At 66.5% G+C, this 24,325-nt stretch carries 20 protein-coding genes; 9 read left to right on the forward strand and 11 right to left on the reverse strand.

All coding sequences use genetic code 11. The features are described from left to right. Nucleotides 1–41 precede the first annotated feature (41 nt). The gene (locus GGR61_RS15845) at nucleotides 42–800 is read right to left on the reverse strand and encodes an SDR family NAD(P)-dependent oxidoreductase (RefSeq protein WP_184622566.1); all 759 of its coding nucleotides are present in this window, start codon (nucleotides 798–800) and stop codon (nucleotides 42–44) included. Nucleotides 801–1,103: 303 nt separating this feature from the next. On the opposite strand from GGR61_RS15845, the gene GGR61_RS15850 reads away from it, so the two are divergent. The 3 genes from GGR61_RS15850 to GGR61_RS15860 all read left to right on the forward strand — a co-directional run bounded on the left by GGR61_RS15850 (nucleotide 1,104) and on the right by GGR61_RS15860 (nucleotide 3,920). After that, a complete protein-coding gene (locus GGR61_RS15850; RefSeq protein ID WP_184622568.1) occupies nucleotides 1,104–2,513 on the forward strand; it encodes an FAD/NAD(P)-binding protein in 1,410 nt (469 codons plus the stop codon). Nucleotides 2,514–3,002: 489 nt separating this feature from the next. Further along, nucleotides 3,003–3,434 carry a VirK family protein gene (locus tag GGR61_RS15855; protein ID WP_184622570.1) on the forward strand — a complete coding sequence of 144 codons (432 nt, stop codon included), beginning with the start codon at nucleotides 3,003–3,005 and terminating at the stop codon, nucleotides 3,432–3,434. 153 nt (nucleotides 3,435–3,587) lie between these two features. Continuing rightward, nucleotides 3,588–3,920 (forward strand): DUF6172 family protein, encoded by a 333-nt coding sequence (locus tag GGR61_RS15860; protein ID WP_184407880.1) that lies wholly within the window; start codon nucleotides 3,588–3,590, stop codon nucleotides 3,918–3,920. Between the two features lie 60 nt (nucleotides 3,921–3,980). Here the strand turns inward: GGR61_RS15860 and GGR61_RS15865 are convergent, their stop codons facing one another. The 8 genes from GGR61_RS15865 to GGR61_RS15900 all read right to left on the reverse strand — a co-directional run bounded on the left by GGR61_RS15865 (nucleotide 3,981) and on the right by GGR61_RS15900 (nucleotide 14,497). Beyond that, nucleotides 3,981–5,273, reverse strand: a complete 1,293-nt coding sequence (locus GGR61_RS15865; RefSeq protein WP_184622572.1) for a DEAD/DEAH box helicase — start codon at nucleotides 5,271–5,273, stop codon at nucleotides 3,981–3,983. A 97-nt stretch (nucleotides 5,274–5,370) separates the two neighbouring features. Next, on the reverse strand, nucleotides 5,371–5,988 hold the full coding sequence (locus GGR61_RS15870) for an SMI1/KNR4 family protein (protein ID WP_184622574.1): 618 nt from the start codon (nucleotides 5,986–5,988) through the stop codon (nucleotides 5,371–5,373). A 116-nt stretch (nucleotides 5,989–6,104) separates the two neighbouring features. Beyond that, nucleotides 6,105–6,515: a RidA family protein gene (locus GGR61_RS15875; protein ID WP_184407877.1), complete on the reverse strand. Its 411-nt coding sequence runs from the start codon at nucleotides 6,513–6,515 to the stop codon at nucleotides 6,105–6,107. 184 nt (nucleotides 6,516–6,699) lie between these two features. Then, a complete protein-coding gene (locus GGR61_RS15880; RefSeq protein WP_184622576.1) occupies nucleotides 6,700–8,199 on the reverse strand; it encodes a dihydrolipoamide acetyltransferase family protein in 1,500 nt (499 codons plus the stop codon). Continuing rightward, entirely contained in the window at nucleotides 8,196–8,579 is a 384-nt protein-coding gene (locus GGR61_RS15885; protein ID WP_184622578.1) for an SH3 domain-containing protein, read from the reverse strand. Before GGR61_RS15885 ends, GGR61_RS15880 begins: the two co-directional genes overlap by 4 nt. 1 nt (nucleotide 8,580) lies before the next feature. Then, complete coding sequence (locus tag GGR61_RS15890; protein WP_184622580.1) at nucleotides 8,581–9,651, reverse strand: alpha-ketoacid dehydrogenase subunit beta; 1,071 nt, start codon at nucleotides 9,649–9,651, stop codon at nucleotides 8,581–8,583. Beyond that, the gene (gene pdhA, locus GGR61_RS15895; protein ID WP_184622582.1) at nucleotides 9,644–10,732 is read right to left on the reverse strand and encodes a pyruvate dehydrogenase (acetyl-transferring) E1 component subunit alpha; all 1,089 of its coding nucleotides are present in this window, start codon (nucleotides 10,730–10,732) and stop codon (nucleotides 9,644–9,646) included. The genes GGR61_RS15890 and pdhA overlap by 8 nt, the downstream gene beginning before the upstream one ends. Before the next feature lie 177 nt (nucleotides 10,733–10,909). Beyond that, nucleotides 10,910–14,497, reverse strand: a complete 3,588-nt coding sequence (locus GGR61_RS15900) for a lamin tail domain-containing protein (RefSeq protein WP_184622584.1) — start codon at nucleotides 14,495–14,497, stop codon at nucleotides 10,910–10,912. 608 nt (nucleotides 14,498–15,105) lie between these two features. On the opposite strand from GGR61_RS15900, the gene GGR61_RS15905 reads away from it, so the two are divergent. From GGR61_RS15905 to GGR61_RS15915, 3 genes are all read left to right on the forward strand, one after another. Further along, nucleotides 15,106–16,005 (forward strand): tryptophan 2,3-dioxygenase family protein, encoded by a 900-nt coding sequence (locus tag GGR61_RS15905; protein ID WP_184622585.1) that lies wholly within the window; start codon nucleotides 15,106–15,108, stop codon nucleotides 16,003–16,005. A 760-nt stretch (nucleotides 16,006–16,765) separates the two neighbouring features. After that, on the forward strand, nucleotides 16,766–18,286 hold the full coding sequence (locus tag GGR61_RS15910; protein ID WP_184622588.1) for an oligopeptide:H+ symporter: 1,521 nt from the start codon (nucleotides 16,766–16,768) through the stop codon (nucleotides 18,284–18,286). A gap of 11 nt (nucleotides 18,287–18,297) precedes the next feature. Further along, entirely contained in the window at nucleotides 18,298–18,888 is a 591-nt protein-coding gene (locus tag GGR61_RS15915) for a thioredoxin family protein (RefSeq protein ID WP_184622590.1), read from the forward strand. A gap of 448 nt (nucleotides 18,889–19,336) precedes the next feature. On the opposite strand, the gene GGR61_RS15920 is transcribed toward GGR61_RS15915, so the two are convergent. Then, on the reverse strand, nucleotides 19,337–19,825 hold the full coding sequence (locus GGR61_RS15920; protein ID WP_184407868.1) for a MarR family transcriptional regulator: 489 nt from the start codon (nucleotides 19,823–19,825) through the stop codon (nucleotides 19,337–19,339). A 122-nt stretch (nucleotides 19,826–19,947) separates the two neighbouring features. Between GGR61_RS15920 and hppD the strand changes: the two genes are divergently transcribed. After that, nucleotides 19,948–21,063, forward strand: a complete 1,116-nt coding sequence (gene hppD, locus GGR61_RS15925) for a 4-hydroxyphenylpyruvate dioxygenase (RefSeq protein WP_184622592.1) — start codon at nucleotides 19,948–19,950, stop codon at nucleotides 21,061–21,063. A 164-nt stretch (nucleotides 21,064–21,227) separates the two neighbouring features. Beyond that, the gene (gene hmgA / locus GGR61_RS15930; RefSeq protein ID WP_184622594.1) at nucleotides 21,228–22,532 is read left to right on the forward strand and encodes a homogentisate 1,2-dioxygenase; all 1,305 of its coding nucleotides are present in this window, start codon (nucleotides 21,228–21,230) and stop codon (nucleotides 22,530–22,532) included. Between the two features lie 348 nt (nucleotides 22,533–22,880). Here hmgA and GGR61_RS15935 read toward each other — a convergent pair whose 3' ends face one another. Then, complete coding sequence (locus tag GGR61_RS15935) at nucleotides 22,881–23,417, reverse strand: hypothetical protein (RefSeq protein ID WP_184622596.1); 537 nt, start codon at nucleotides 23,415–23,417, stop codon at nucleotides 22,881–22,883. A gap of 167 nt (nucleotides 23,418–23,584) precedes the next feature. On the opposite strand from GGR61_RS15935, the gene GGR61_RS15940 reads away from it, so the two are divergent. Continuing rightward, the gene (locus GGR61_RS15940) at nucleotides 23,585–24,208 is read left to right on the forward strand and encodes a lectin (RefSeq protein ID WP_184622604.1); all 624 of its coding nucleotides are present in this window, start codon (nucleotides 23,585–23,587) and stop codon (nucleotides 24,206–24,208) included. The last annotated feature ends 117 nt before the right edge of the window (nucleotides 24,209–24,325 follow it).

Raw genomic sequence — 24,325 nt, forward strand, 5'->3', positions numbered from 1 at the left:
TGCACGCCGGCGACGCGTGCTCGGCCAGCATAGGCAATCGCTCACACACCCAACGACTGCCCGCCATCCACCGCCAGCACTTGCCCGGTGATCCAGCGCGCCTGCGGCGATGCCAGAAACAACGCCGCATCGGCAATGTGTTGCACCTGCCCGAATCCACCGAATGGGATGCTGTCGCGGATGCGTGCATACAGGTCCGGTTCTTCGTCGCGGCGGCGTGCCCATAAGCCATCGGGAAATTCGATCGAGCCGGGTGCGATCGCGTTGACGCGGATACGCTCGCGCGCAAGTTCTGCGGCCAGCGTGGTGGTGTAGTAATTGAGCGCGGCCTTGGCGGTGGAATAGGCGATCGCACGTGGAGTCGGGCGTTGCGCGTTGATCGAGCTGATATTGAGGATCACTGGCGCAGCGCTGTTGCGTAAGTGTGGCAGCGCGGCGCGATTGCAGCGCACCGCCGCCATCAGGTCGACATCCAGGCCGGCCTGCCAGCTTGCGTCGTCGTTGCCGTGCCCATAGCCGGAAGCGTTGTTGATCACCACGTCCAGGCCGTCCAATGCCTGCGCTGCGGCCTGCACGTAAGCCTCGATTTGCGCAGCATCCGACAGGTCGCAGGCGGCGGTGTGCACCGGCTTGCCATGCGGGGCCAACGCGTGCGCGGCCTGCGCAAGGCCATCGGTATTGCGTGCGCAAAGTGACACATGCGCACCGTGACGTACGAATGCCTCGGCAATGGCCAGGCCGATGCCGCGACTGCCACCGGCGATCAGGACACGTTGCGGGCGTGCTGCGGAAATGGACATGGTGAGCGCTCGAGGTGGAAACCCGCATTATCGAGCAGCTGCGCCACCGAGATGCCACACCCTGGCGCAACCGCTGCGCATTGCCCTGCTGCGAGCACGCAGGCGAGAGGCCCAGGGCCATCCGGATGCGGTCGCGTGCGCTGTCATGGGCGTGCAATGCAGTGCGCGCGCAGCTTGCGTTGCAAGCCTCATCACCAACCACAATCAGCTCATGCGTTTTCAGTCGCTGACTACTAACCATTTGTTTACACATGCATGCCGTGCTGCAGGCACAAGGTGCGGGTCATTCAGTGGGATGTGCACATGGAAACCCATATCACCGTCATCGGCGCCGGCTTCTGCGGCACCGCGCTGGTCCGTGCGCTGGCACAGACGGCCGATGCGCAGGTGCGCATCACCCTGGTCGGGGTGGCCGAGACCTTCGGCAGTGGCATCGCCTATGGCGCCGCGCGACCGGAGCATTTGCTCAACGTGCGCGCCAAGGACCTCGGCATCGATGCACAGGCGCCGGGCGCCTTCGCCGATACCCTGCACCTGGGCGACAGCGGACGATTGGAATTCCTGCCGCGCCTCGCCTACGGCGATTACCTGCGTAGCGAGCTGGATGCGGCAGTCAGTGGTGCGCAGGCGTCGATCGTGCGGCTGTCGCAGGAAGCGGTGGCAGTGGAACGTGCGCGTAAAGGCTTCCGCGTGTTTCTGGCCAATGGCGATGCGTTCCATAGCGACCGGGTGGTGTTGGCCGTGGGCGCATTGCAACCGCAGGCGCTGGCCGGGATCGGCCCGCGCCTGAGCGTGCATCCGCGTTACATCGGTTGGCCATGGCAGGGCGATGCGCTGGCGCGGCTGTCGCCGGACGACGACGTGCTGATTGTCGGCACCGGGCTGACCATGGTAGACGTGGCATTGACGCTGCACGCGCGCGGCCATCGTGGACGGCTGCTGGCGATCTCGCGGCGCGGCCTGGCGCCGCAGGCGCATCTGCGCCAGCCGGGCGCGGCGCTGGAGTTGCCGCCGCATCTGCAGCGCGCGCTCAAGGATGCCGATCTGCGCGGCCTGCTGCGCGGCGTGCGTCAGCTCAGTGCGGTGGTCGACGACTGGCGGCGCGTGGTGGATGGCTTGCGCCCGCATCTGCAACCGCTATGGCAGCGGCTGGCGTTGCCACAGCGTGCGCGGTTCCTGCGCCATCTGCGCCCGTATTGGGAAGTGGCCCGGCATCGGGTCGCGCCGGGCGCTGCGGATCAACTGGCGCAGCTGCAGGCCTCGGGCCAATTGCAGGTGAGCGCGGCGCGCCTGCTACGTGCGCGCTGGGTGCCCGACGGCGTGGAAGCGGTGATCCGCCCGCGTGGCTCGGCCGACGCGCAGACCGGTCATTACGATGCGGTGATCCGCGCCACGGGTCTGGATACCGATATCGACCGCACCAGCGACCCGCTGATCGCGGGCATGCGCGACGCCGGCCTGTTGCGCGCCGACCCGCTGGGGCTGGGCGTGGACACCGATGCGCACCTGCGCGTGCGCGATGGCACCGGACAGATCGTGCCGGGGTTGTTCTGCGTGGGCCCGTTGCTACGCGGACGTTACTGGGAAATCACCGCTGTGCCCGAATTGCGCGTGGCCACGCGTACGTTGGCCGAGCGCTTGCTGCTGGGGGCGACGCCGGCGTTACAGCCGGAGCCGGAACAGCTGCCGCGCGAGGTCACTGCGCGTGTGTAGCGAGGTCTGCGTTCATTCCACCTTCTCGATGGATGGCTTGCGTTGACGCCTCCACGAGCGCGGGGTCTGGACCCTTTTCCCAGCGGGAGAAGGTGGCGCGCTGGCGCCGGATGAGGGGGCGCGCGCAACCTCGTGGATTGGGTGATTCCTCTTTGAAAAAGTTGGTTCCGGTCGACGCGCGCCAGTTGCAGCGCGTCGGGCGGACATCAGACGCATCGCTTGATGCTCGTATCGTCTGTCGTCCGTCAGCGACCGACTTCGGGTGTCATTGTCGCCGGCGATGGAGACGCCCGATCGCTCCACAAACACCTCTGCGCGCGCAGGCATAGCCCGCAGCTGGCAATCGCGCGCGGACTTCGCCAACCAGCGCAATCATGCAGCGTGATGCGTAGCGCAGCGCGCCGTTGCAGACAGGATTAGGTCATGTTGATCGCCCTGGACTGAGTACAGTCCAGGTCGTTTGATTCCCCCGTCCGCCTGGAGTTTGCCATGCCCCGTTTCGTTCCCGCCGCCTTGCTCGCCACGTTGTGCGCCTGCGCGTTGCCCGCCTGGGCCAGTGAATCGCTCAATACCCGTGCTGAGGTGCTCGCGGCCCTGGAGGCCGGTTACGACGTCAGTCTGACCACCGATCTTGGCAGCTGCACACCCGAAGAAGGCACGCCGGTCACGAAGACCCGTGGCGGCCGCCATATCGACGCGTACCGCATCACCGAGGACGGCACCGCCGCGTTCTCCGGTTCACACTTCACTGTGGCCAACGATGGCAAGCCGATCCAGCAGTTCATGCGCTATCAGCTGCGCCCGGATGGCACTGTGCGGTTCACCACCTACATGTATGACCTGCCGGGCCTGCAGCAACGCGGGCCGGTACTGGCCTACCAATGCACGATCAACCAGGGCATTCGCTTCCACGCCGATTGAGTGGCCTGCGCTGCGGCGACTGCGTAACCGGCGCCGGGCCGGGATCAGATCGTGCCGGCGGTGCGGCACTAAAGTCCCCCCGCAGCGCCGGCGATTCACCCACAACGGTCGTGTAGCCTCACAATAGGCGGCCAGTTCCCAACCGATGTCGCCATGCGCAAGACCTATCAGCTCAACCTCGAAGGCAAGAACCGCGATCGTCTGCTGGAGTCCAGCAAGAACGACATCCGCAAGTACATCCGCCGCGAGCGCCGCAAGGACCTGCCGGAAGGCGCGGACTATTGGGACTTCGACATGCGCTTTGGCGTGGATGAAGCCAGTGCCGCGCCGCTGCCGCCGGCCGAGTTGATCCGTTCGATCAATGCGCTCACCGCCGAAGGCGGCGACCAGTTCTTCGTGGAAATCCTGCGCAAGCCCGGCAAGCGCACCCCACGTGCGGATGGCGACAGCGCTCCGGGCGGCGAGCTGGATTTCGAGCAGGACTGAGGTTTCGCCGCACCGTCCACCCCGGTGTGACGACGCTGCGTTACGTGTAAGTCCCCGCCGTCAGGCGGGCTTGCCTGCCTGTGTCGCGGCTGCCGCGCGTAGCTTGTCCTTCTTGCTCGGCCGCTTGCCCTTGATGCCGCCGTTGTCGTTCGGTGCGCGCGTGCCGGTGTCTGGGGGCTCCGTCGCAGGCGTATCTGTCGCCAGGGTCGGCTCGAAACCGGCAACCACGCTGGTCGGCACGCGCAGGCCCTGGCGTTTTTCGATCAGGCGCCATTGCGGCTGGCTCTCTGCAGTGATGAAGCTGATCGCAAGGCCGCTGGCGCCTGCGCGTGCGGTGCGGCCGATGCGGTGGGTGTGGTCCACCGTCGAACGCGGCAGATCGTAATTGAGCACTGCCGGCAGCGCGTCGATATCGATGCCGCGCCCGGCTAGATCGGTAGCCACCAGCACCTGCACGTCGCGCTGCTTGAAGGCAGACAAGGTGCGCTCTCGGCGGCCCTGGCTCAATTCGCCATGCAGCGGCTGCGCATTGATGCCGGTCTTGGTGAGTTTTTCGGCGACCTTCTCTGCGGTGTGCCGGCTGGCGACGAACACCAGCAGTTGCGGCCAACCGTATTCCAGCAACAGATGGCGCAGCAGCTGCGTGCGCTGGCCGGTATCGACAGCGATGGCGCGTTGTTCGATCGCAGGCGCTTGTTCCGGCGTGGCGGCAACGGTGATGCGTAGCGGGTCGCGCAGGCGGCGTTTGGCCAGCACGGCGATGGCGGCCGGAAACGTGGCCGAGAACAGCACGCTTTGCCGTTGCGCCGGCAGCGAGGCCAGGATGCGATCGAGCTCGGCGCCGAAGCCCAATTCCAGCAGGCGGTCGGCTTCGTCCAGCACCAAGGTGGCCACCTCGCCCAAGCGCAGCGCGTTGTGATCGACCAGATCCAGCAGCCGTCCGGGCGTGGCCACCACGATGTCGGCGCCACCGCGTAGCGCCAGCAGCTGCGGGTTGATCGAACTGCCGCCGGTGGCCGCGACGATCTTGAGCCGACGCGGCAGATGGGCGGCCAGCTGGCGCAGCGTGGCTTCGACCTGCGCAGCGAGTTCGCGCGTGGGCACCAGCACCAGCGCACCGAGCACGCGCGGGGCGGTGTCGGGTGCAAGGCAGCGCTGCTGCAGCAACGGCAGCGCATAGGCCAGGGTCTTGCCCGACCCGGTCTGCGCCATCGCAATCAGGTCGCGGCCCTGCAGCATCGGCCCGATGGCTTGCTGCTGGATCGGGGTGGGCCCGTGGTGACCGGCGTGGGTCAGCGCTGCGGTGAGGGCCGGCAGCAGCTGTGGCGACAGGTCGAGGTGGTCGAACGACATGAGGGAATCTCTGGACACGTGCGTCATTGTGGGCGATCGGTACAGCGGCTGCGACGTGCCGATGCGGCAGCGGCGCCGATGGTTTGTCGCGGTGTCGTCAGTACCGCCATTTGCGTACCGCCCGTGGCCCCAGCCTTTCTTCCAGCAATGCTTGAGCTGTCGCGTCGTCGTCGTGAATCTCGCCCAGGCACAGCAGCATCAGCGCATCCAGATAGCCGGCGACCGTATCGAACAGGCGCGTCAGCATCGCGCCATCGTCGTGGTCGAAGTAATACACCGCACCGCTGTGGCGATGAAAACACCACAGGTTGCCATTGCCCAGGTAATCGCCGAATACGACCAGCGAGGGGAGCAAGGCGTGTTCGTCAGCGCTCGCCTCGATCTCGTCCACGCTCGGATACGCCTGCTGCAGCGGTTCGATGCTGGGTGCGGCGTCGCCTGGCGCGCACAGCGTCTCGGCCAGCGCCAGGCTGCCGACTTCGCAGTGATAGCGCGCAAGCAGCGGCGGCAGCGGGCAGCCAAGGCGCGCCTCGCACGCGTGCACGGCCTGCGGGCTGGCGGGTTGCGCCGCAGCGTCGTCGCCCAGGAGTGCGGCATACGCGGTGCAGACCTGCCGGTACCACTGCAGGCGTGCATCGTCGTCGACAAGGTCCGGCCATGCCAGCGGCGGGCAGTCGGCTGGACGCCACTCGGCGTCGGTCGCAGCTGTGTTCATCGGGCCTCCGTGAGGGAATGGAATGCGCCGCCGCGCATGCGGTGGTGTCGGCGCAGGGAAATGCGGGTTGCGTCTGGCTGAGCGAGGACCGGGCATGCCAGCGGAGACGCTGCTGCTCAGGCCTGCGTGGTGGCCTGGCCAGCGGTATCGCGGATCGCCACGCCCATGACCTTGATCCGTCCGCCATACGGCAACGCCGCCGCCTGGTAGATGGTGCGTGCCGGACGACGTCCCTGCGCAAACAGCGCGATGTAGAGCGCATTGACCTCGGGCAGATCGGCCAGGTCGATGAAGGCGATATCGATGAAGGTCAGGTCCTCGCGTGCGAAGCCGGCCGCAGCCAGGGCTGCAAACAGGTTGTCGAAGGCACGCGCGGCTTCCTGCCTTGCGCTGCCGGGCACATGGCGGCCGGCGCTGTCGATGGAGAGCTGGCCGCTGAGGTAGCAGATGTCGTTGACGACGACGGCATGGCTGATCGGCGAATCCCACACGGGAAGGCCATCGCCCTGGGTGACAAATGTCCGCATCGCGGCGCCTGATATCCGGCGCCCGAGTCTAGCGCGGAGCGCGCGCGACCTGGCGCCAGGCCGCGCTGCCACGGCGCGGCAGGACCCATGGCATGAAGGTGGATCCGGCCGATGCGGCCGCAACGATGTCGCGCATGACGGCGCGGCAGGTGTTGGCGCAAGGACCGACGTGCGGCGGCAGCGGTTACACGGCCAACGCCAGATCATCGAGCAGCGCGCGCAGGAAGCGTGCGGCTTCGCCACCGGTGGCGGCGCGGTGATCGAAGGTCAGCGACAGCGGCATGATCTTGTGGGTTTCCACCCCGCCCATCACCGGGGTGAGCTGGTAGCGCGCGCGGCCGGCGGCGACGATGGCCACGCACGGCGGCACCACCACAGGCGTGGCGTAGCGGCCGGCGAACATGCCGAAGTTGGACAGCGAGATGGTGTAGCCGCTCAGTTCCGACGCGGCGATGCTGCGGGTTTCCACCTGCTGGCGCAGGCGGTTGACGCTTTCGCGGATACCGTGCGCATCGAGCATGTCGGCATTGCGCAACGCCGGCACGAACAGGCCTTCTTCGGTATCTACCGCGATGCCGATATCGACCTGGTTGTGCAGCGTGCGGCTGAGTGCGTCGCCATCGAACCAGGCATTGAGCGCCGGCACCGCCTGGCAGGCGCGCACGATGCCGCGTACCAGCCGCACGGTGACGTCGTTGCCGGGCTGCCAGGCGTGGATGTCGGCATCGTCGTTGAGCGTGGTCGGCACCACCTTGCTGTGCGCGTCGGCCATGACCCGTGCCATGTTGCGACGCACGCCTTTGAGCTGCTCGGGCTGGCCCTTGGCGACCACGCCTGGCGGCTGAGTGCGCATGGGTTTGCCGCTGCTGGAGAGCGTGGAGCGCGCCTGGCCCTCATCCGCCCTGCGGGCACCTTCTCCCGCAGGCGTGAGAAGGGACGCGGTTCCCGGGCGATCTCTGCCGCCTGTCGCGACCCCACCACCTCTCCCTCCTTCAGCGACCCCATCACCTCTCCCGCCTGCGGGAGAGGTCGGTGCGCCCTGCGCACCGGGTGAGGGCCGCGCTGTGCCAGCGGCGGCGGCCTGCTTCACATCGGCCATGGTGACCGTGCCGTCGGGGCCAGTGGCGTGCACCTGGGTCAGATCCACGCGCAGCTTGCGCGCCAGCGCACGCACTGCCGGCATGGCGCGCACGCCGCCGACGGCGATCGCCTGCTCGCTCTGCACCGCGTTGGAGCTCTGCATCGCGCCGACCACGGTGCCGGCGTCGTCGCGCTCGCCATTGCCGTCGTTGCCACTCTCGGCGTCGGCAATCTCGCCACCGTTATCGGAGGCGACCACGCGCGTCGTAGCACCGGCGGCGTTGTCGCCGGTGCTGGGCGTGTGCGTAGGACCATGTGCGTGGCCGGTGTCCTGGCCATCGGCGCGCTGCGGCTGCGAGGCATCCAGCGCGAACTGCGCCAGCATCGCGCCGGTCACGATCACATCGCCAGCGGCGCCGGCCAGTTTGACCACGGTGCCGGAAAACGGCGAAGGCACCTCGACCACCGCCTTGGCGGTTTCCATCGACACCAGCGGGTCGTCCAGGCGCACGTTGTCGCCCTCCTTGACGAACCACTCGACGATGGTGGCATCGGGCAGGCCTTCGCCCAGGTCGGGCAGGTGGAAATTCTTGGCTTCGCTCATGGCAGATTCTCTTGCGCCGCAGCTAGCTGCGGCATGGTGTCGTCGAGGAGTTCCAGATCGGCCGCCGGCAGCCAGCCCTGCATGCCATCGGCACGCTCGGACCACCACCAACCGCCGTGTTCGTAATGCAGCAACACGTCCTCGCCCTGGCGGGCATCGAGTTCGCGTGCGTCGTAATCGCGCAGGGCTTCGGCCAGGCCGTCGCCGAGCGGGCGCAGCCAGGCCAGCGGCGCCCAGCCGGCACGGCCGTCGTCGGTGGTGACCCAGGCAAACGCAGGCCATTCTTCATCGCGCACGCCCACGCTCACCTGCCGGCCCGCCTCGAAGCGGACCGGGTTGGCGTAGGCGGCGCGATGTTCGCAAAGCAGACGGGCGCGCATGTCAGCCGGCGGCCACCGCGCGACGGGCGGCGGTGACGATGCGCTCCACGCTCGGCAGGTACTTCATCTCCAGCCGGAACAGCGGGATATGCGTGTCGTAGCCGGTGACGCGTTCGACCGGTGCGCGCAGGTCGTACATCGATTTTTCGGCAAGCTGCGCGGCGATTTCCGCACCGAAGCCGGCGGTGCGCGGGGCTTCCTGCACGATCACGCAGCGGCCGGTCTTGGCCACCGATTCGGCGATGGTGTCGAAGTCCAGCGGGCGCAGCGTGGCCACGTCGATGACTTCGGCACTGATGCCTTCGCCGGCGAGTTTGTCGGCCGCTTCCAGCGCTTCCTTGACCTGCGCGCCCCAGGTGACCAGGGTGACGTCGGTACCGTCGCGCAGCACGAAGCACACGTCCAGCGGCAGCGCTTCGCCATCGTTGACGACCACTTCCTTGTACTGGCGATAGATGCGCTTGGGTTCCATGTAGATCACCGGATCCGGGTCGCGGATCGCGGCCAGCAACAGGCCATACGCGCGCTGCGGCGAGGACGGCAGCACCACGCGCAGACCGGGCACGTTGGTGAAGATGGCTTCGTTGGCTTCGCTGTGATGTTCTGGCGCGCGGATGCCGCCGCCCCACGGCACGCGTAACACCATCGGGCAATGCAGCCGGCCGCGGGTACGGTTGCGCAGGCGGGCGGCATGGCAGATCAGGTGATCGACCATGGGATAGACGAAGCCGTCGAACTGCGCTTCGGCCACCGGCTTCATGCCTTGCGCGGCCAGGCCGACGCTCAGGCCGGCGATGGTGGTTTCGTCCAGCGGGGTGTCGAGCACGCGTTCGCTGCCGAAGCGCTGCTGCAGGCCGGCGGTGGCGCGGAACACGCCGCCGTTGACGCCGACATCCTCGCCCAGCACCAGCACCGCAGGGTCGTGTTCCAACTCCCAGGCCAGCGCCTGGGTGATGGCTTCGATCAGGGTGATGGGTGAACGCATGGCGATCTCTCCGCGCGTGGCTGCGGCGTTGTAAGGGGCGCTGGCCAGCTGCGTGGCAGCGCCGTGTGACTGATTGAGCTCATCCATGACGGGTCTCCAGCGCCATCACCTCGGCGCGCTGCGCCAGCAACTCCGCCGGCGGGTCGCCGTAGAGATAATCGAACATCGCTTCGACCGGCTGCACCGGCGTGTTGAGGTAGGCGTTGACCTCTTCGTCCACGCGCGCGCCGCACTCGGCTTTCCATGCCTCCTCCTGCGCCTCGTCCCACAGGCCTTGCGCGGTGAGATAGCGGCGCAGGCGCAGCAGCGGTTCGCGCGCCCAGCCTTGCTTGACCTCTTCTTCGCCGCGATAGCGCCGCGCATCGTCGGCGGTGGTGTGGTCGGACAGGCGATAGGTCAAGAACTCGATCACCGTGCCGCCGTCGCCGGCCAATGCGCGCGCGCGCGCCTGGCGCATCGCTTCGAGCACGGCGATGAGATCGTTGCCGTCCACCTGCAGACAATGCAGGCCGCCGGCTAGGCCCTTTTGCGCCAGCGTCTGCGCGCCGGTCTGCGCCGAGCGCGGTACCGAGATCGCCCAGCCGTTGTTGATCACGCACAGGATCAGCGGCAGCTTGTAGGCGCCGGCCGAATTGAGCGCGGCATAGAAGTCGGTCTTGGAGCTGCCGCCATCGCCGCAGCAGGCCACTGCGACCTGTTGCTTGCCCTGCAGCTTGAACGACAGCGCCGAACCGGCGGCATGCAAACACTGGGTGGAGATCGGCACGCAGATCGGGAAGTCGATGGCCGCGTCGGCATCGCGCGGATAGTCGCTGCCGCGCTCGTCGCCGCCCCAGTACAGCAACACGTCGCGCGGGCGCACGCCGCGCTCGAACATGGTGCCGTATTCGCGGTAGCTGGGCGCGAACACATCGCCACTGCGCATCGAGGCACCGATGCCGACGTGGGTGGCTTCGTGGCCGATGCAGGCTGCGTAGGTGCCCAGCTTGCCGGTGCGCTGCAAGGCGACCGACTTGCTGTCGAAGGTGCGCACGAACAGCATGCGCTTGAACAGCGCGAGCAGCTGTTGCGGGTTGGCGGCGTCGGCCGGCAGGTCGTCGCGGACGATCTGGCCGTCCGCGTCCATGTATTGCAGGTATTGGATCTCGAACTGCGCGGCTACGCTCATTGCGGCGACACCTTCATCAAGAAGTTTCAAATGATATGAGTTGTGATGTTAAGGACAGCCAAGCAAAAAGCTGTCCTGCACCGCAGCACACAATGATGCTGGCTTGCACAAAAAAAAGGGCGCGGACTAGGCCGCGCCCTTTGTCGCAGTACAGAATTGCGACGTGCTGCACTGCGATTAGCGGCGGCCATCACCTCCACCGATCGGGGTGACGATCAGCGCCGAATCGTTTGCCGGGTTCGCGTCCGGCGATGCCGATGTGGCGCTGGCCTGCACGCGGATGGCACCGTCGGCCGGGATCGGCTTGGCTGCCACGTTCAACTGGAAGGCCAGCTGCGCGCCCGGCAGCACCACGGCCGCACTGCTGCACACGAAGCGGGCACTACGCAGCGATTGCACCTGCTTGTCGCAGCGCCAGCCCTGCGGCGGCACCAGCTGCGACAGCGCAGACACCGTATTGCCTTCGATCACCAGGCCGGGACGCTGCGCCGGCGCGGCACCGACGTTGTCCAGCAGCACGCGGTAGCTGGCACTGAACGCTGTGGTCGGCAGGCTGGCCGGGCCATCGAACCGCACCGCCAGGTCGCTACGCGGTTGCGGCCGTGCCTGCACCACGACGGCGGCGGTGTCGGTGTTGTTGTCCGGCTGCGGGTCGGGCGATTGCGAGGCGACCGAGGCGGCCAGGGTGAGGGTGCGTCCGGCTAGGTCCGGGCCGGCATCCAGTTGCACTGCAAAGCTCTGCACAGACCCAGCCGCAAGCAGGGGGATATTGCAGGTGAACGTGGTCTGCGTGGCGTTGGTCTGGTTCTGGCAGACCCAGCCCGTCGGGGCGGTGAGACGCGCCCGTGCCGGCAGGTCGAACACCAATGCCAGCGCAGTGAACGGTGCACGAGCCGGCCCACGGTTCTCTACATCCACGGCGTAGTCGATGCGCTCGCCTTCGCTGACCTGGTCGCGTGCGGCAGTGACTGCCACGCGCAAGTCCGCGTTCACCTGCCTGGTCATGCGCAACAGCACCACGGTGGGATCGTGATCGGACAAGCGCGTGGGCGTGTTGGCATCGTTGCGCGCGGTGCCGGGGAAATCGGCATTGATGCGGGCATGGCCCACCGACAACGAGGCGATCTGCGGCGAGCGCATCAGCGCCTCGTTGGCGAGGATGTGATCCAGCGATTGCACGTTGCCGTCGAAGGCATACGAATAGCTCTGGTCGGGCGTGTTGAACCAGGTCAGATCGGTGTAATCCGGGTTGACCAGATCCACGCCGTCGCCGCTCACCACGGTCTGCACATCCGGGGCCGGCTTGCCGGTGACCGTGCCCATCGCGTCCACATAGCCGTCGTTGAATTCGAAAGCGTTGAAGTCGCCCATCACCAGCACTTTTTCGTCAGGGTTCACTTGCTGACGCGTCTGCAGCAGGCGCGCCAGATACGCGGCCTGCGCCTGACGCTTGGCGCGGATGCGGGTGCCGGATGCGTCGTCGGTTTCGGCGCCGTTGAGCGAGCGCTGATGCACCACGATGGCGGTCAGCGGCAGCACGCGGCCATCGGCCTGATGCACGTTGGCAGTGAGCACCAACGGTGGGCGGTCGTTGAGCAGGCTGACACCGCCGGCCGGTTCGGTCCACGTGGTGGTCTTGCCTTCCTGCGCGATGGAAAGCACTTCCACGCGTGGCACGCCGGCGGCAACGTCGGCGGTCTTGACCAGGAAACCGACATCGATGCCGCCGACGTCGTTGCCTTCCTGCAGATACGCCACGTATTGCGGATTGGGCTGCCCGCCGGCCACCGCATCGGCGTTGACGCGCGCGGCCAGGGTCTGCAGCACGCTGAGGTTTTCCACTTCCACCGTGCCCAGGATGTCGGGCAGATGCAGATAGCGGCGGATCGCCAGCGAGGCCTTGTTGAGGCGGGCCTGGAACGCGGCCGGGGTGAGCACCGGTTCGCCGATGGCCGGGTCGTTCTGGTCGTCGAAGAAGCGCTCCATGTTGTAGGTCGCCACGGCCACGTCGTCGGCCTGCGGCATCGGCGCCGGGCGTGGTTGGTCGGCACCGTTGCAGTTCACCTGCGGGGCGCGTTCCGGGTACAGCGTGTAGCGGCGGAAGCTGTAGTCCAGCGGGCCGACCACATTGAGCACCTGGCAGCCGGAGGCCAGATCCAGCCGCTCGGCGCCCACGCCGGCACTGCCGACCGCGATCACTTCCGGGTTGGTATTCCAGCGCGGCACGCCCGCCGGCGAGCCGGCCGGCAGCGGGTCGGGCAGTTGCACGCCCGGTTCGCGGAAGGCGCGCGGCACCCCGGTGACCACGGCATGGAACACGCCATTGCTGGTGGCCGTGGCATTGGTCTCGTTGACGCTGCCACCGGTGGGCGCATTGACGGTGAGGCTGGGCGCGGTCACGCGCATGCCTTCCAGCGCTTCGAGCTGGTCATAAGCGCCGTTGGGGTTGGGGAAGTCCGGACGCAACAGCACCGGCGCAGGCAGCGGGTTGCCGGTGGAATCCAGCAGCACGCTGACGCTGCCGCCGATTTCGGTGAGCGGCGGCTGGGTGGGGTCGGCGGTGGGCACGTATTCGATCACCGTGCCCTGCACGCGCACCCGGTTGCCGATGGCGGCGGTCTCCGGCGGTGCGCTGCCGGTATAGACGTAGACGCCCTCGGAGGTGGCCGGGTCGCCGTCGGCTTCGGTATCCGGAGCCTGCAGGAAGAACCCGGCGCTGCGGCGTGCGGTCACGATGCCGGAGGTGGCCACCACCTGGCCATCCAGCGGCGAGCGTGCGGCCTTGCCCTGGATGTTGTGGATCGGCAGCAGGTTGAAGTCGTCGTTGAGGATGGTGCCGGTGGCACTGAGCGTGGCCGGCAGCGCGCCGGTGAGGCCGCTGATCTGCAGGCTGAAACGCTCGTCCGGCTCTGAGACGGTGTCGCCCAGCACATCCACCGCGATGGTGGCCGTGCGCTCGCCTGCGGCAATACGCACGCTGGTGGCGGGCAGGGCGATGTAGTCGCTGCCGGCGGTGGCGGTGCCATCGCGCGTGGCGGCGGTGAAGCTCACCCCGCCCGCACCGGCCGGCTGGCTCAGGCTCAGCGTGAACACGACGCTGCGGCTGCCGCTGTTGCCTTCGGCCTGGCTGACATCGGCCAGCGTGGCGATCGGTTGGCCGCCGCCGCTGCACAGCCGCGCGCCGCTGGCGCTATTGCGCGGTGCCGGCGCGCCGGTGGCGAAATCGGCTGCGTTGTTGTCGGTGTCGGTGCAGCCATCGCCTGCGCGCAGTACCGCCAGCGTATTGCTGGGCGCCGGTGTGGGCGCATTGCCTTCGGCGCAGCTGGCGGTGCTGCCATAGCCGACCAGATCGGCATTGCCGGTGGGGCAGGTGCCGCTCAACGCGGAGGCGCTGTTGCTCAGCGCCACCTTGCCGGCGGTGCCGCTCATGGCAAGGGTGCCGGTGGCGTCGGGAGTGGGCAGCGCAACGCTGCCGCCGCTGCCATCGGCCTGCTTGACCAGGTAATAGCCGCCGGCCGGCACATTGCCCGCCAGCGGGGTGACCTGCCAGCTGCTGCCGGCGGCCGAGGCGTACTGCACCGACCAGCCGTCCAGGCTGACCGTGGTGCTGCCGACGTTGTGCAGCTCGATGAAATCGCTGCGGAGGGTGGCGCCGCTATTGCCGCCACCGCCGTAGACCTGGCTGATGACGACCTGGGCATTGGCGTGGCCGGCAACTGCCAGCGCACAGAGAAATACGGCTGCACGACGCTGCAACACATGCATGAGATGAGGGTCCCCTGATCCTTGAGACGTGAAACGCTCCCCTGGTCCGGCCACGTCCCTGGCCGGCAGCGCCGTTCGATTCTGCATGAATTTGCAGACCTAGGTTGACGATACGGTGACAGCGGCGCAGCGACTGCGGCGGCTGCGCTCGAAAGCGGCGGGATGCTCCAGGAGGAAAGGAGCGGTCGCGCACGCCAGGGCGTTGCCGGTCGCTTGAGTAACCAGGCCATCCGTAAACCGAACGCTGCAGTAGCGGCACGATGCAGCGGCATGCACGCTGCGCGGCGCTGCAACGATCAGGCAATCCCGTCCGGCGTCAGTCCAGCCAGGCAGGTCTGCACGGCGGTGTGGGACGGCAACCGAAACCTAGGAAGCGTATTTCGGAGACCCAGCCTCCAGCATCGCTCTCAGCCGCCAGGCCGTCGATGTCCAATCACCGCCTCCCGCACCCCGAACCGCGATTCCCCATTCCCGATTCCCGATTCCCGATTCCCCATTCCCCATTCCCCATTCCCCATTCCCCATTCCCCATTCCCCATTCCCCATTCCCGGCTGCCAAGCCGTCGCCAGCGCGCTACCCTGGCCGGCCCCATCGCCAGCGCTACGCCATGCCCGTCGACAAGAACCTGCGTGACCTGGAACCCGGCATCCACACCGATCTGGAAGGGCGGTTGACCTACGGCGGCTATCTGCGTCTGGACCAACTGCTGTCCGCGCAGCAGCCGCTCTCAGAGCCGGCGCATCACGACGAGATGCTGTTCATCATCCAGCACCAGACCTCCGAGCTGTGGCTGAAGCTGCTGGCGCACGAGCTGCGTGCGGCGATGGTGCATCTGCAGAACGATCAGGTCTGGCAGTGCCGCAAGGTGCTGGCGCGCAGCAAGCAGGTGCTGCGCCAGCTCACCGAGCAATGGTCGGTGCTGGAGACGCTGACGCCCAGCGAGTACATGGGGTTTCGCGATGTGCTTGGCCCCTCGTCGGGGTTCCAGTCGCTGCAATACCGCTACATCGAGTTTTTGCTGGGCAACAAGAATCCGCAGATGCTGCAGGTGTTCGCCTACGACCCGCAAGGACAGGCGCGGCTGCGCGAGGTGCTGGAAGCGCCCAGCCTGTACGAGGAATTCCTGCGCTATCTGGCGCGCTTCGGGCATGCGATTCCGCAGCAGTACCAAGCACGCGATTGGACGGCCGCGCATGTGGCCGACGACAGCTTGCGTCCGGTATTCGAGCGCATCTACGAAAACACCGACCGCTACTGGCGCGAATACGCCTTGTGCGAGGACCTGGTGGATGTGGAAACCCAATTCCAGCTGTGGCGCTTCCGCCACATGCGCACCGTGATGCGGGTGATCGGCTTCAAGCGCGGCACCGGCGGTTCCAGCGGCGTGGGGTTTTTGCAGCAGGCGCTGGCGCTGACGTTCTTTCCCGAGCTGTTCGACGTACGGACCTCGGTCGGCGTGGAAAACCGCGAGCCGGTGGATGGACGCAGCGAGGCGACGAAGCGCTGAGGGATACAGCAGAAGCTGGTAAGGCATGAAGCCGGAAGGAGCAGAAGCCGAAAGGAGCAGAAGCCGTAAGGAGCAGAAGCCGAAGGGAGCAGAAGCCGAAGGGAGCAGAAGCCGAAAGGAGCAGAAGCCGGAACTGCCACCTGGTTCCCTGCGGAGAAACCGTCCCCCATTCGCCCTTCGGGCAGCTTCCCCCGCAGGGGCAAGGGCGCTGATAACGCAACTCCTTCAGGGAAAGGCGGTGATAGGTCAACGCCTGCAGCGGAAGGGGGGCGAACCCAACTCCTGCAGGTGGTGGCGCAGCGCTAGCCCTCTCCCGACCCCAGAGGTCTGATCCCGACACCAGCGGTCTGAAGCCCCTCTCCCGCGTGCGGGAGAGGGGTTGGGGTGAGGGGACGGGCGTCATCCTCGCAGAGCCGCCTCTTGCCGTTGCTCCTGCCCGCCCGCTGCGCAGTCCGTCCGCAACACCAACACCTGCAACTGGCGCTACCACACGACTTCATCGGCCCAACCAGCGCTGCTAGCACGTGCACGTGCCAGCCCCCAACCCCCCCCCCGACCCATTCGCTTTATCCCTAGTCGACCAGCGTATCCCCGCCGACCCTTCTCATCCGCCGCCCAAATCGCACCGATCCAACCCGTCGTCATCAGGTCGCCGAGTCCGCCGAATTTGACGTGAACATGACGTCTAAGTGATCCTCGCGCGTCGCCCAGGGCTCGCCCTGGTGCACCCAGCCATCACTGAATACGCAAGGGACACCTCATGAGCGTTGACGCTACTGCGCCGACTTCCGCTTCCACTCCGCCGCAGCCGCCTGCGCCGCCCGAGTTCCCCACGTTGCTCGGCCATCCCCGGCCGTTGTGGATGCTGTTCATGACCGAATTCTGGGAGCGCTTCGCGTTCTACGGCATTCGCTGGGCGCTGGTGCTGTACATCGTGGCGCAGTTCTTCGGCGGCGATGCCACCGGGCAGGCGCCGGCCGGACGCACCTACGGCGCCTATCTGGCGCTGGTGTATGCCGCCGCGATCTTCGGCGGCTATGTCGCCGACCGCGTGCTCGGCTACCAACGCTCGATCCTGGTCGGTGCGGCGGTGATGGCCACCGGCCTGTTCCTGATCGCCATTCCCGACCACACCATGTTCGAGATCGGCCTGGCCACCGTGGTGGTGGGCAACGGGCTGTTCAAACCGAACATCTCCACCATGGTCGGCAAGCTCTATTCGGTGGTCGATCCACGCCGCGACAGCGGCTTCACCATCTTCTACATGGGCATCAACCTCGGCGCGATGATCTCGCCGGTGCTGACCCAGTTGCTGGCCGAAAAGGTGTTCGGCACCGAAGCCATGCCGTCTTACAAGATGGTGTTCATGGCCTCCGGCGTGGGCATGCTGATAAGCCTGGTGTGGTTCTGGATTGGCCGTGCCCAGCTCAAGGGCATCGGTGCACCGGCGCCGAACGCGCAGGGCATCGGCCGTGTGCTGATGGTGCTGGTCGGCTGCGTGTTGGCGGTTCCGGTGGTGTATTTCCTGCTCGCCGTCGGCGCGGACGTGTTGCAGATCGTGTTGACCGTGCTGTTCATCGGCTTGTCGGTGATGCTGCTGATCGAAGGCATCCGCGAGGGCAAGGTGCAGCGCGACAAGGTGATCGCGATGCTGATCATCTTCGCCTTCAACGTGCTGTTCTGGATGTTCTTCGAACAGGCCGGCAGCTCGTTCACCTTCCTGGCCGACAACATCGTCGACCGTGGCTTCGGCGACTGGACCTTCCCGACTGCCTGGTTCCAGTCGGTGAACTCGATCGCCATCATCGCGCTGGCGCCGATCATCGCCTGGATCTGGGTCAAGTCCGGCCGCTTCAATCCTTCCATTCCACGCAAGTTCGGCCTGGGCCTGTTGTTCAACGGGCTGGCGTTCCTGCTGCTGATGTTCGCGCTGTCCAGCCTGGTCAACGATGCTGGTAAGGTGCCGTTCTGGACCTTGTTCATGGTCTACGTGATCCAGTCGGTCGGCGAGTTGTGCCTGTCGCCGATCGGCCTGTCGATGGTGACCAAGCTGGCACCGGTGCGTCTGGTCGGTTTCGGAATGGGTGGCTGGTTTTTGTCCACCGGCATCGGTAACAACCTGTCGGGTATTTTTGCCGGGCATGTCAGCGGAAGCGAAGGGATGAGCGTGTCCTCGGCCCTGAGCGGGTATACCTTCGGGTTTTGGGCGCTGCTGGGCGCTGGCGCGGTGCTGTTCCTGATCGCGCCGCTGATCAACAAACTGATGCATGGTGTGAAGTGAGGAGAACAGCAATGCCGATCAAACCCACTGTCTGTGGCCTGCTGCTGGCCGGTCTGTTGAGCGCCTGCGGGCAGTCTGCCGAGCACCAGGAGGCGCCACGGCCGTTGGACACCTCGATGCAGAAGCCACCCAGTGCCGATCCCAGCCAGCCGGTGGCCTCCGGCAATACACCCACTGCCGCCGATATCGCGGCGGCGGCGGCGCTCAATGCGCAATACGACCCCTCGCGCGATCCGGCCGCCGATCTGGAGACCGCCAAGGTCGAGGCCAAGCGCGGCGGCAAGCGCATCGTGCTCAATGTCGGCAACGCGGCCTGCGAGCCGTGCAAGGCGCTGGACGAGGTGATGGGCGGCGATGCGGAGCTGCGCAGCTTCCGCGATGCGCACTTCGTGGTGGTCAAGGTCAACCGCGATGCGGCCAACGAAAACGCTGCCTTCCTCTCGCAGTTCGCCCAGCTCACTGATTTTCCGGCGCTGCTGGTGCTGGACAACGACGCCAAGCTGCTGACCACCCAGGCCGGCGCGGAGTTGCGCAAGGGCGAAGGCTTCGACCGCAAGAAACTGTTCGATTTCCTCAAGCAGTGGGCGCCGCCACAGGCGTGAGCGGGGAGTGGGATTGCCTGCGGGTCTGACGGGCGAGCGCCGCACCAGCGGATGGTCGGGTAGGTGGCTGGATGCTGCCCTCATCCGGCGCTACGCGCCACCTTCTCCCGCTTGCGGGAGAAGGAAAGGGCATGCTGGCCACGGGCTGGCTAAGGGAAGGACACTCTCGCTCCGGTGAAGGACGCCCCGGCTGCGGGAAGAAGGCCAAGCGCCTGCGGTAGCGACAGAGCACGGCGCCACTCGGCTTTGCCCTTCCCCTGCGTGCGGGGGAAGGTGCCCGCAGGGCGGAGGGGGCGAGCGCGGCAGATAGCCACCTGCCCACCTGGACAAGACGTCAGTCCTTACCCGCCATGCGCGGCAACGCGTCCTTGGCCAGGCGATCGATCAGCTGCTCCAGCGCCTGCTGTTCCTCCGCAGCAGATAGCCACCTGCCCACCCGGACAAGACGTCAGTCCTTCCCCGCCATGCGCGGCAGCCCGTCCTTGGCCAGCCGATCGATCAGTTGCTCCAGCGCCTGCTGTTCCTCGGCACTGAATACCGACATCAGCCGTTGCTCCATTTCGTTGACCAGCGGCGCAACCGTCTCGTAGACCTGGCGTCCGGCTGGCGACAGCGCCAGCATCGAGCGGCGGCGGTCGTCGCCATGGGTCTCGCGGCGGATGAAGCCGCGCTCCAGCAGGCGCGCCACGGCGCGGCTCACTGCAACCTTGTCCATTGCGGTGCGATCGGAGACCTCGCTGGCCGAGGAACCCGGATACAGCGCCAGGATGGTGATCACCCGCCACTCGGGAATGGCCATGCCGTAACGATCGCCGTAGACCTTGGCGATGTTGCTGCTGATACGGTTGGACAGCACGCTCAGGCGATACGGCAGGAACTGCTCAAGGTTGAGCAGCACGGGATGGTGCGGCGGGATGGGGGCGTCGAGATCGCTCATGCTGCACTGTGTCTTGATTTTGGTTTCATTTGCAACTACAAACCGTGGGTGGCCTGCGCATTCTCGCGGGTCTTCTGCCACCCCGCATAGCCCTGCGGACGGCCCAGCGTGGAGAAACGACGATGAGCGCACAACCGAGCAGTACCGCAACCCGCCCGAACCTGGGCATGCAGGTCACCACGTTCGACAATCCGATGGGGATCGACGGGTTCGAATTCGTCGAATTCGCCGCACCCGCCGGCCAGGCCGCGCAGCTGCACGACTATTTCCGCAAGCTGGGTTTCAGCCCGGTGCTGCGTCATCGTCGCCGCGCCATTACCGTCTATCGCCAGGGCGGGGTCAACTTCCTGCTCAACGAAGACCCCGATTCGTTCGCGGCCGATTTCGCCGCCGCGCATGGCCCCTGCGCCTGCGGCTTTGCGATCCGCTTCCGTACCCCGGCCGAGACCGTGCTGCAGACGGTGCTGGGCAACGGCGGCGAAGCGGTGCAGGACAAGGCCGACACGCGCGCGGTGCCGGCCCCGGTGGTCAAGGGCATCGGCGACTGCATGCTGTATCTGGTCGACCGCTACGGCGATGCGGGCAGCATCTACGATGCCGACTACGCGCCGATCGAAGGCGCCGACCAGCATCCGGCGGGCTTCGGGTTGACCTTCATCGATCACCTGACCCACAACCTGTACTTCGGCAACATGCAGCGCTGGTCGGACTATTACGAGCGCCTGTTCAACTTCCGCGAGATCCGCTATTTCGACATCAAGGGCGCCAAGACCGGCCTGGTGTCCAAGGCGATGACCGCCCCCGACGGCGTCGTGCGCATCCCGCTCAACGAGTCCTCCGACCCCAAGAGCCAGATCAACGAATATCTGGATGCCTACCACGGCGAAGGCATCCAGCATATCGCCTGTTTCACCGACGATATCTACACCTCGGTGGAAAAGATGCGCGAGGCCGGCGTGAGCTTTCTGGAGACTCCGGACACCTATTTCGATGTAGTGGACCTGCGTATTCCCGACCACGGCGAAGACGTCGAGCGCCTGCGTCGCAACAAGATCCTGATCGACGCCGATGTGGATACCAAGCAGCGCAAGCTGCTGCAAATCTTCACCACCAACTGCATCGGCCCGATCTTCTTCGAGATCATCCAGCGCAAGGGCAACGAAGGGTTTGGCGAAGGCAATTTCCAGGCGCTGTTCGAGAGTATCGAGCGCGATCAGATCAAACGCGGGGTGCTGTGAGGGCCGGATCTGCGGTTCTGGAGCAATGATGCGTTGCCTTCGCTGGATGCGGTGGTCGCGGCGATCTTCAAGCTGATCGCAACACCGTACCCTCACCCCAACCCGTGCACCGAGCGGGGAGGGGCTTAATCCCAGCCCCTTGGGGCCCAGTCCGGACGCATGCCATGCATAACAACCCGCACTACATGACCGGTTTCGGCAACGAGTTCGCCAGCGAGGCGGTAGCCGATACGTTGCCCATCGGGCAGAACTCGCCGCAGCGTGTGGCGCACGGGTTGTATGCCGAACAATTGTCCGGCACGGCATTCACCGCGCCGCGCGCTGAGAATCGGCGGAGTTGGTTGTATCGCATCCGTCCGGCGGCCGTGCATGGCGCGTTCTCGTTGATCGCGCAATCCACCTTCCACAACGACTTCGGTCGCGCCCCGGTGCCGCCGGATCAACTGCGTTGGAGCCCGTTGCCGCTGCCGTCCACGCCCACCGATTTTATCGATGGTCTGTACACCATGGCGGGCAACGGCGGGCCGGAGGCGATGTCCGGTGTTGCGGTGCATCTGTATGCAGCAAACGCATCCATGCACGACCGTTTCTTCTACGATGCCGATGCCGAGCTGCTGCTGGTGCCGCAACTCGGGCGGCTGCGCGTGCATACCGAACTGGGTGTGCTGGATCTGGAGCCACAGCAGATTGGGGTGATTCCGCGTGGCGTGCGCTTCCGCGTCGAACTGCCGGATGGGCAGGCGCGCGGCTATGTCTGCGAAAACTTCGGCGGGCTGCTGCGACTGCCCGACCTGGGGCCGATCGGCTCGAACGGGTTGGCCAATGCACGCGATTTCGAAACGCCACATGCCGCCTTCGAACAGCGCGAAGGCGCATTCGCGTTGGTCGCCAAGTTTCAGGGCCATCTGTGGCGCGCCGACATCGGTCACTCGCCGCTGGATGTTGTCGCCTGGCACGGCAATTACGCGCCGTACCGCTACGATCTGCGTCGCTTCAACACCATCGGCTCGATCAGTTTCGATCACCCGGACCCGAGCATCTTCACCGTGCTGACCTCGCCCAGCGACACACATGGCACCGCGAACATGGATTTTGCGATCTTCCCGCCCCGCTGGCTGGTGGCACAGCACACCTTCCGGCCGCCGTGGTTCCATCGCAATGTCGCCAGCGAATTCATGGGGCTGGTGCACGGCGTCTACGATGCCAAGGCCGAAGGCTTCGCGCCCGGCGGCGCCTCGTTGCACAACTGCATGAGTGGGCACGGGCCGGATGCGGCGACCTTCGAGAAAGCCTCGCACGCCGACCTGGCGCGCCCGGACGTCATCTCCAAAACGATGGCCTTCATGTTCGAAACGCGTGCAGTGCTGCGCCCCACCCAGCAGGCGCTGCAGGCAACGCACCGGCAAGGCGATTATCAGCAGTGCTGGTCTGGATTGCGTGCGGGGTTTGCACCGCCGCACGCGTCATAGTGCTGTCCGGCAGGCAGGCGACGCGGCAGGCAGGCGAGCGCTGCCTGTCTGCTGGCACGCGCGCGGCGTGGGAGTGACGCATCGCCCGTAAACGCAGGAGGACAGAGCGAGTCTGGACAGAGCGAGCCACAGGCGCCACGCTGGAGGTGTGACATGCGCCGACGCAATGCCTTGTCCGCGCACTGGGCAGCCGTGCAGCGGGTTCTTCGTTCTTGTCACGCATTATCCGCAGAGCCGCCACGCCGGCAAAAGCCCGCGCGACGTCACCGATCTAAGCGATGGCCGAGCGCCCTCGACTGCCGGCCAATCATTGCCCCAACATGCAGCTTAGTCGCCACCCATATGCGCTCAAGCCAGCTGCAACCCATCCGGTAGCAGCTCGCCAACGTGAGCACGCACGCGCTCGGCGTAGCTGGCCGAGGTGATCTGCGGCAGCTCGCGCAGTGCCTCGGCGATGGCAACGCCGATGTGCGCTTCCGTGCGTGCGGCGTGCAGGTGGCGGTACAGCACGGCCGCTGCCGGGTTGCGTTGCAGTTGCAGGATATCGAGCAGATACAGCCGCGCGTTGGTGGTCGCGCGACGGCGTTGACGTTGCAGGTCGTCTTCGGTTGGCAGTGCATCCGGTGCTCGGGTCAACGCGGGTGCCTGCTGCGCGGTGGCCGGCGGTCCGGTGAGCGCACCTGTTCCCGCTGTATCGCTCTGCAGATAGCCCATCGTGCACAAGCTCTGCACCAGCTCGGCTGCATCGCCGCCCAGCAGCGTGGACAGGGTCGCCAGGTCGCGCTGGCCGTCGGCCAGAATCAGGGCGCGTCGCTGCAGCAATGTGAGGGGACTGCGGTGCGATTGCAGCGCGGTCAGGGCGAGTTCGGTCTTGCGTGGGGTCATGGCGGCGATCCTGCGAAGCCGCCAGGTTGCCTGCTACCAATGAAGCGTCGATGACATCGGCACGACGCACTGCCTCTTCGCGTTCTGCACATCGCCGCGATGGGCGCTGTGTAGGCTGTTGCGGACTCGAAAGGAATGCACGCATGAGCACCAGATTGCTGAGTTTGATGGGCGCACTGTTGTTGTTGATCGGCTGTCACCGGGCCGGCGACTCCACTGCCACGGCTGTGCACGACAGCACGGAGCCGGTGCCCGCTGCGGCGGCCACCGATCAGCCAGCGGGCGATGTTCCGCCGGCCACCGCACCCGCTGGCGCGTTCCCGCCGCAACTACGCCAGGAGCCCGCTCCGCTCGCGCGTCTGGACGGCTACGGCGATCTGCGCTTTGGGATGGATGCCAGGCAGGCGCGAGCGGCCTGGGGGGGCGACCTGCGCGGCGAGCCTGCGACCGATGGCGGCTGCTATCTGCTACGGCCGCAATGGGCCGACGATGCGCGCCGCTTCGGTTTCATGTTCGAGGGCGATCGCTTCGTGCGTTATCAAACCAGCGACGCCAAGGAACTCGCACCTGGCGGTGGCAAGGTCGGCATGACGGTGGCGCAACTGCGCGCGCTGTACACCGCTGCGTTGACCGAGCAGCCGCACAAATACGTGCCCGGCGCGCTCACCTTGCGGGTGGCCGATACAAGGGCGCCGTCTGTCCTGGTGTTCGATACCGATGCCGACGGCAAGGTGAGCAGCTGGCGGGTCGGGCAAGCGCCGCAGGTGGACTACGTGGAAGGCTGCGGCTGATGCCTCGGGGCTTCCGATGCACCGACATCCCCCCGCCCTGAGTAGCGGCTTGGTTTAGAGTCCGGGGGTAATGATATCGGTGTTGGCCAGATGTTGGGCATAAGCAGCTGGTGTCAT

This window comes from Xanthomonas sp. 3058, assembly GCF_014199765.1.
GTDB lineage: Bacteria > Pseudomonadota > Gammaproteobacteria > Xanthomonadales > Xanthomonadaceae > Xanthomonas > Xanthomonas campestris_B.

What these genes read in the sequence shown, in the direction of transcription:
- GGR61_RS15845 (WP_184622566.1), bottom strand. Translation starts at nt 800, where the DNA reads ATGTCCATTTCCGCAGCACGCCCGCAACGTGTCCTGATCGCCGGTGGC.
- GGR61_RS15850 (WP_184622568.1), top strand. Translation starts at nt 1,104, where the DNA reads ATGGAAACCCATATCACCGTCATCGGCGCCGGCTTCTGCGGCACCGCG.
- GGR61_RS15855 (WP_184622570.1), top strand. Translation starts at nt 3,003, where the DNA reads ATGCCCCGTTTCGTTCCCGCCGCCTTGCTCGCCACGTTGTGCGCCTGC.
- GGR61_RS15860 (WP_184407880.1), top strand. Translation starts at nt 3,588, where the DNA reads ATGCGCAAGACCTATCAGCTCAACCTCGAAGGCAAGAACCGCGATCGT.
- GGR61_RS15865 (WP_184622572.1), bottom strand. Translation starts at nt 5,273, where the DNA reads ATGTCGTTCGACCACCTCGACCTGTCGCCACAGCTGCTGCCGGCCCTC.
- GGR61_RS15870 (WP_184622574.1), bottom strand. Translation starts at nt 5,988, where the DNA reads ATGAACACAGCTGCGACCGACGCCGAGTGGCGTCCAGCCGACTGCCCG.
- GGR61_RS15875 (WP_184407877.1), bottom strand. Translation starts at nt 6,515, where the DNA reads ATGCGGACATTTGTCACCCAGGGCGATGGCCTTCCCGTGTGGGATTCG.
- GGR61_RS15880 (WP_184622576.1), bottom strand. Translation starts at nt 8,199, where the DNA reads ATGAGCGAAGCCAAGAATTTCCACCTGCCCGACCTGGGCGAAGGCCTG.
- GGR61_RS15885 (WP_184622578.1), bottom strand. Translation starts at nt 8,579, where the DNA reads ATGCGCGCCCGTCTGCTTTGCGAACATCGCGCCGCCTACGCCAACCCG.
- GGR61_RS15890 (WP_184622580.1), bottom strand. Translation starts at nt 9,651, where the DNA reads ATGGATGAGCTCAATCAGTCACACGGCGCTGCCACGCAGCTGGCCAGC.
- pdhA (WP_184622582.1), bottom strand. Translation starts at nt 10,732, where the DNA reads ATGAGCGTAGCCGCGCAGTTCGAGATCCAATACCTGCAATACATGGAC.
- GGR61_RS15900 (WP_184622584.1), bottom strand. Translation starts at nt 14,497, where the DNA reads ATGCATGTGTTGCAGCGTCGTGCAGCCGTATTTCTCTGTGCGCTGGCA.
- GGR61_RS15905 (WP_184622585.1), top strand. Translation starts at nt 15,106, where the DNA reads ATGCCCGTCGACAAGAACCTGCGTGACCTGGAACCCGGCATCCACACC.
- GGR61_RS15910 (WP_184622588.1), top strand. Translation starts at nt 16,766, where the DNA reads ATGAGCGTTGACGCTACTGCGCCGACTTCCGCTTCCACTCCGCCGCAG.
- GGR61_RS15915 (WP_184622590.1), top strand. Translation starts at nt 18,298, where the DNA reads ATGCCGATCAAACCCACTGTCTGTGGCCTGCTGCTGGCCGGTCTGTTG.
- GGR61_RS15920 (WP_184407868.1), bottom strand. Translation starts at nt 19,825, where the DNA reads ATGAGCGATCTCGACGCCCCCATCCCGCCGCACCATCCCGTGCTGCTC.
- hppD (WP_184622592.1), top strand. Translation starts at nt 19,948, where the DNA reads ATGAGCGCACAACCGAGCAGTACCGCAACCCGCCCGAACCTGGGCATG.
- hmgA (WP_184622594.1), top strand. Translation starts at nt 21,228, where the DNA reads ATGCATAACAACCCGCACTACATGACCGGTTTCGGCAACGAGTTCGCC.
- GGR61_RS15935 (WP_184622596.1), bottom strand. Translation starts at nt 23,417, where the DNA reads ATGACCCCACGCAAGACCGAACTCGCCCTGACCGCGCTGCAATCGCAC.
- GGR61_RS15940 (WP_184622604.1), top strand. Translation starts at nt 23,585, where the DNA reads ATGGGCGCACTGTTGTTGTTGATCGGCTGTCACCGGGCCGGCGACTCC.